Below are 4,154 nucleotides of genomic sequence, written 5' to 3' on the forward strand. Positions count from 1 at the left end.
TATTTCTTGTCCGTACAAGAAATGGGGTCGCTGTCGGTCGACTACCGACATGCTCCGCCGCTCGATGAGCGGCAAAAAAGCGGCCGCCCTTCCGGGCGGCCGCCTGCCGGCAAATCTGTTTTTATAGTCCCCCACCGTGAGAGCCACGGTGCCGCGGGGCTATTCGCTGTAAAGGGCCAGGACCTCCCGCGCGGCGGCGCAGAGTCCCTGCGCCACATGCCCGGGGGCAAGAATTTTGACCTCCCCGCCAAACCCAAAGACCCACGAATAAAACTGGGGACTCACCTGCACCCTGACGGTGGCGTTAAAATGCGCGTCGTCCGCCCGCGAAAGGAAGACGTCCTTGCCGAAGCGGTCGAGCACCACGCCGGCCAGATGGTTGGCGAACCGCAGACGGACGGTCTCCTCCTCGCCTGCGAACATGCCGAACACCCGTTTGGAATAGAGCGCCATGTCGAACCGGTCGAAATGCGCCTGCCCGTCCCGCCGCTCGGCGGTGAGCTGGATCTCGGCCATTTTATCGACGCGGTAGTGCTTGATGATGCCCGCTTCGCCGTCAAACCCGATCATATAATAGTTTTCGTCGTCCCAGGTCAGCGCCCACGGGCTGATGCGGTAGCGTTTCCCATCGCGGCGGAACTGCTTTTTGAGCGGCCCCCCCTCCTCCGAAAAATCGACCGCCCATTCAAAGTAGCGGTAGCTGATCTTCACGCCCGCCGTGATCGCCGCGTGAATTTTGTCGACGTTGTAGTAGATGCTCTCGTTCATCGTCTTGATGCGGTTGGTGACAAATACCTGCCGCTGGAGCAGCCGCGCCTCGTGCACGCTCGCGAGGCTTTCCACCTTTTTGATCAGCTCGGTGGATTTTTTGTGGGTGATAAACTTGGAGGACTGCACCGCGTCGACCAGCAGCTTGAGCTCGGGCAGCTGGAAGGTCCGGTTCGCGATGAAGTATTTGTGCCCCGCGCGCTCGACGTCCAGTCCATAGACGCGCAGCGCCTCGAGATCGTCATAGATGCTCTTGCGCTCCGCCGTGACGCCGTATCCGTCGAGCTCGTCGAGGATTTCCGGCAGCGTGAGCCCATGCTCGTCGTCGGTGCGTTCGAGCAGAATCCTCATGAGATAGAGCAGCTTCAGCTTCTGGTTCGGATTTTTCGGCATTTCCCCGCCCCCTTTCCACTTTCATTGTAACAAATTTCCTGTCCAATAAACAGCCCTCTTTTTGTTCTTGCCGGGCCGGGTCCCGCGTGGTATCATAAAAGCAGTGCGGACCGGAGGGAGGCTTCTGGCATGGAAAACGGGACATGCTATGCATACCTGCTGCGCTGTGCGGACGGCACCCTTTACGCGGGCTGGACCAACGATCCCGCGGCCCGCCTGGAGGCCCACAATGAGGGCCGCGGCGCGAAATACACCCGCGGGCGGCTTCCGGTGGAGATGGTCTACCGCGAGGCGTTCGGCACCAGAGCCGAAGCCATGCGCCGCGAGTGGGAACTCAAACAGATGACGCGGGCCCAAAAGCTCGCGCTGATCGCACAGGGGGCCGGCCATCGTCTCAAAAAGAAACTTTTTGAGACGACGCCCGCGCAAAGCGCGGGCCATGCGTCCCTTCGGGACGCATAGGCGGGCGCCCCGCACCCCTGTGCCATGGGAGGAAGGCAAATGACGGCAAATATCCCCAGCGCCGCCCTGACGCACGGCGGAAGGTTCCACGCGGACGACGTTTTTTCGGCCGCGCTTTTAAAAATCCTCAACCCGTCCATCCGAATCGCCCGGGCCTTCGACGTGCCCGACGGCTTCGACGGGCTTGTCTTCGACATCGGGTGGGGAAAATTCGACCACCACCAGAAAAACGCGCCCGTGCGGCCCAACGGCGTGCCTTACGCGGCGTTCGGCCTGCTGTGGAAGGAATTCGGCGCTGAGCTGGTCGGTCCCGAGGAGGCCGAGCGGTTCGACTTCCACTTCATCCAGCCGCTCGACCTCGACGACAACACCGGCTGCGGCAGCGAGATCGCCGGGCTGGTCGGCGCGTTCAACCCGAGCTGGGATTCGGGCAGGTCTCCCGACGACTGCTTTGAGGAGGCGGTCGCCTTTGCAAAGGTGATCCTGGAAAAACGCTTCGAGGGCGTCTGGAGCATCCAGCGCGCCCGCGCGCTCGTGGAACGCGCGCTCGGTGAAATGAAGGACGGGATCGTGATCCTGCCCTCCTTCGCCCCCTGGAAGATGACGCTCGTACCCTCCCCTGCGGAATTTGTGGTCTATCCCTCCCAGCGGGGCGGCTACAGCGCGCAGGCGGTGCCGAACGACGACGAGGCGCACAGCCTCAAGCATCCCTTTCCCGCGCGGTGGGCGGGCCGCACCGAGGAGGAGCTTCCCCGGATTTCCGGGATTGCGACGCTGCGATTCTGCCACAACAACCGGTTCCTGATCGCGGCGGGAACGCTGGAGGACGCCGTCCGCGCGTGCGAAGCCGCGCGGCGGGAAAAATAGAGACGGAGGAAACGATGATGACGGAATACGAATCCATTCAGGAGCTGCCGCGGGAAAAGCTGCTCGAGCTGTGCGAAATGTTTTCCAAGAACTGGCTCGCGCTCGACGGGCTGTGGTTCCAGTCGATCGAACGGAAACGCGGCATGGAGGAGGCGGTCGAACACGACGTGAACGCGTGGGCGCGCTTCACCGAAACCGAAGCGCGGCGGATCAAGGAATTCCTCGGCCTGCCCGAGCTGGCGGGGCTCGAGGGCCTGCGGCGCGCGCTGGCCTTCCGGCTCTACGCGCCGCTCAACCGCCACGAGACGGTGCTCGAGGGCAACACCCTCACCTTCTATGTGCGGTCCTGCCGCGTGCAGGACGCGCGCGCCCGCAAGGGGATGCCTTACCACCCCTGCAAGCCGGTGGGACTCGTCGAGTACGCCAACTTCGCGAAGATCATCGACCCGCGCATCACCACCGAGGCGGTCAGCTGCTATCCCGACATGACCGACGAGTCGAGCCGCTGCGTGTGGCGCTTCACCCTCCGGGAGAACTTTTGAAAAAGTTCCCCCGGCCCCCTCAAAACTTTCGGTTCAGGCGGGCCCTCCCGCGGCCGGGCAGAGCGCCGTCCGTGCGGCGGGGTCCCCATTGAGCCAAAACGAGCGGGAGGCCGCCCATGTGGGCGGCCTCCTGTACTATTCCCCGGGGTTTCGTTTGGCGCTCGCCGTGCGCAGGGCGATTTTGCAGATGCAGACGGCGGGCAGGTATTTTTCAACGACCTCTTCCCTGCGCGGGTCGCCCGGGGAAAACCGCCGGGCGAGCAGGTCGAGCTTCTCCCGCCTTTCGGCCGGGTCGGTGACGATCGAGGCGGTCCCGGTGAAGACCGCGCTCTCATAGCGGGTGCTGTACCGCTCGGGGATCACCCGCGCCGTCCCCACCACCGTAAAGCAGACCTCCGGATGCGCCCTGATGCAGTCGAGCTTCCGCCCGCTTTTCGCGCAGTGGAAGAAGACGCACCGCTCCTCCGGGAGCCAGACATAGTTGAGCGGGATGCCGTAGGGCCCGCCCTCCGGCGTGACGAGGGAGAGGAAGCCGTACTCCCCCTCCGCGAGGATGCGGTAAGCCTCCCGCTCGTCCAAAAATCGATTTCCTGCCATGTCAGCCGCTCCTTTCATATTTCAGGGTTCCCCGGGGACTCCCAAAAGCATTTCCTCCACAAACCGCTCCCTGAAAACCGCGCTCTCGGTGAGGTCGAGCACCCGCGCGTCCCGCGCGAGGGCCTCCGCGTCGTCGAGCGCCCGCTGGGAGGATGCGATCATGCAGGCGCCCAGCCCGGCGGCGTTGCCCGCCGCGGACACCCGGTCCGCGAGCGCGGGCGGAATGAGGCCGATGCGCGCCGCGGCCCGCGGATCGATCGCGCTGCCGAAGCCCCCCGCGATGTGGAGGGTTTTGATGTCGGCGGGCGAAAGGCCCGCCGCGTCGAAAAGGGTATCCATCGCCGCCGCAATCGCGGCCTTGGCGAGCTGGAACTGCCGGATGTCCCGCTGGGTGAGGACCACCCCGCCGCCGAGCGGGAAGGCCTCCCCATAGCGCTCGTCGAGCAGGCCGGTCTCGTCGACGGCGCCCAGCTCGAGCAGCGCGGCGAGCAGGCTGACCGCGCCGGTCCCGCAGATGCCGCGCGG

6 protein-coding genes are annotated in these 4,154 nt (G+C 64.7%); 3 read left to right on the plus strand and 3 right to left on the minus strand.

Annotated features, from left to right (window positions below; genetic code table 11):
* Nucleotides 1-159: 159 nt before the first annotated feature.
* Nucleotides 160-1,161: a WYL domain-containing protein gene (locus tag RDM88_RS11995; RefSeq protein ID WP_308755062.1), complete on the minus strand. Its 1,002-nt coding sequence runs from the start codon at nucleotides 1,159-1,161 to the stop codon at nucleotides 160-162.
* A gap of 129 nt (nucleotides 1,162-1,290) precedes the next feature.
* On the opposite strand from RDM88_RS11995, the gene RDM88_RS12000 reads away from it, so the two are divergent.
* The 3 genes from RDM88_RS12000 to RDM88_RS12010 are packed head-to-tail and all read left to right on the plus strand — an operon-like array spanning nucleotide 1,291 to nucleotide 3,032.
* A complete protein-coding gene (locus RDM88_RS12000) occupies nucleotides 1,291-1,623 on the plus strand; it encodes a GIY-YIG nuclease family protein (RefSeq protein WP_308755063.1) in 333 nt (110 codons plus the stop codon).
* A 39-nt stretch (nucleotides 1,624-1,662) separates the two neighbouring features.
* The gene (locus RDM88_RS12005) at nucleotides 1,663-2,490 is read left to right on the plus strand and encodes an MYG1 family protein (RefSeq protein WP_308755064.1); all 828 of its coding nucleotides are present in this window, start codon (nucleotides 1,663-1,665) and stop codon (nucleotides 2,488-2,490) included.
* A gap of 17 nt (nucleotides 2,491-2,507) precedes the next feature.
* On the plus strand, nucleotides 2,508-3,032 hold the full coding sequence (locus tag RDM88_RS12010; protein ID WP_308755065.1) for a DUF6125 family protein: 525 nt from the start codon (nucleotides 2,508-2,510) through the stop codon (nucleotides 3,030-3,032).
* A gap of 135 nt (nucleotides 3,033-3,167) precedes the next feature.
* Here RDM88_RS12010 and RDM88_RS12015 read toward each other — a convergent pair whose 3' ends face one another.
* Both RDM88_RS12015 and RDM88_RS12020 read right to left on the minus strand, forming a co-directional pair.
* Nucleotides 3,168-3,629, minus strand: a complete 462-nt coding sequence (locus RDM88_RS12015; protein ID WP_308755066.1) for a pyridoxamine 5'-phosphate oxidase family protein — start codon at nucleotides 3,627-3,629, stop codon at nucleotides 3,168-3,170.
* Nucleotides 3,630-3,650: 21 nt separating this feature from the next.
* Nucleotides 3,651-4,154, minus strand: a 504-nt coding sequence (locus RDM88_RS12020; RefSeq protein ID WP_308755067.1) for an ASKHA domain-containing protein, incomplete at its 5' end; no start/stop codon positions are given.

Origin of the sequence: uncultured Anaerotruncus sp., assembly GCF_902490045.1 — a bacterium.
In the GTDB taxonomy this organism is placed as follows: Bacteria; Bacillota; Clostridia; order Oscillospirales; family Ruminococcaceae; genus Anaerotruncus.

Coding starts and splice junctions, on each gene's coding strand:
- RDM88_RS11995 (WP_308755062.1), bottom strand. CDS start 1,161: ATGCCGAAAAATCCGAACCAGAAGCTGAAGCTGCTCTATCTCATGAGG.
- RDM88_RS12000 (WP_308755063.1), top strand. CDS start 1,291: ATGGAAAACGGGACATGCTATGCATACCTGCTGCGCTGTGCGGACGGC.
- RDM88_RS12005 (WP_308755064.1), top strand. CDS start 1,663: ATGACGGCAAATATCCCCAGCGCCGCCCTGACGCACGGCGGAAGGTTC.
- RDM88_RS12010 (WP_308755065.1), top strand. CDS start 2,508: ATGACGGAATACGAATCCATTCAGGAGCTGCCGCGGGAAAAGCTGCTC.
- RDM88_RS12015 (WP_308755066.1), bottom strand. CDS start 3,629: ATGGCAGGAAATCGATTTTTGGACGAGCGGGAGGCTTACCGCATCCTC.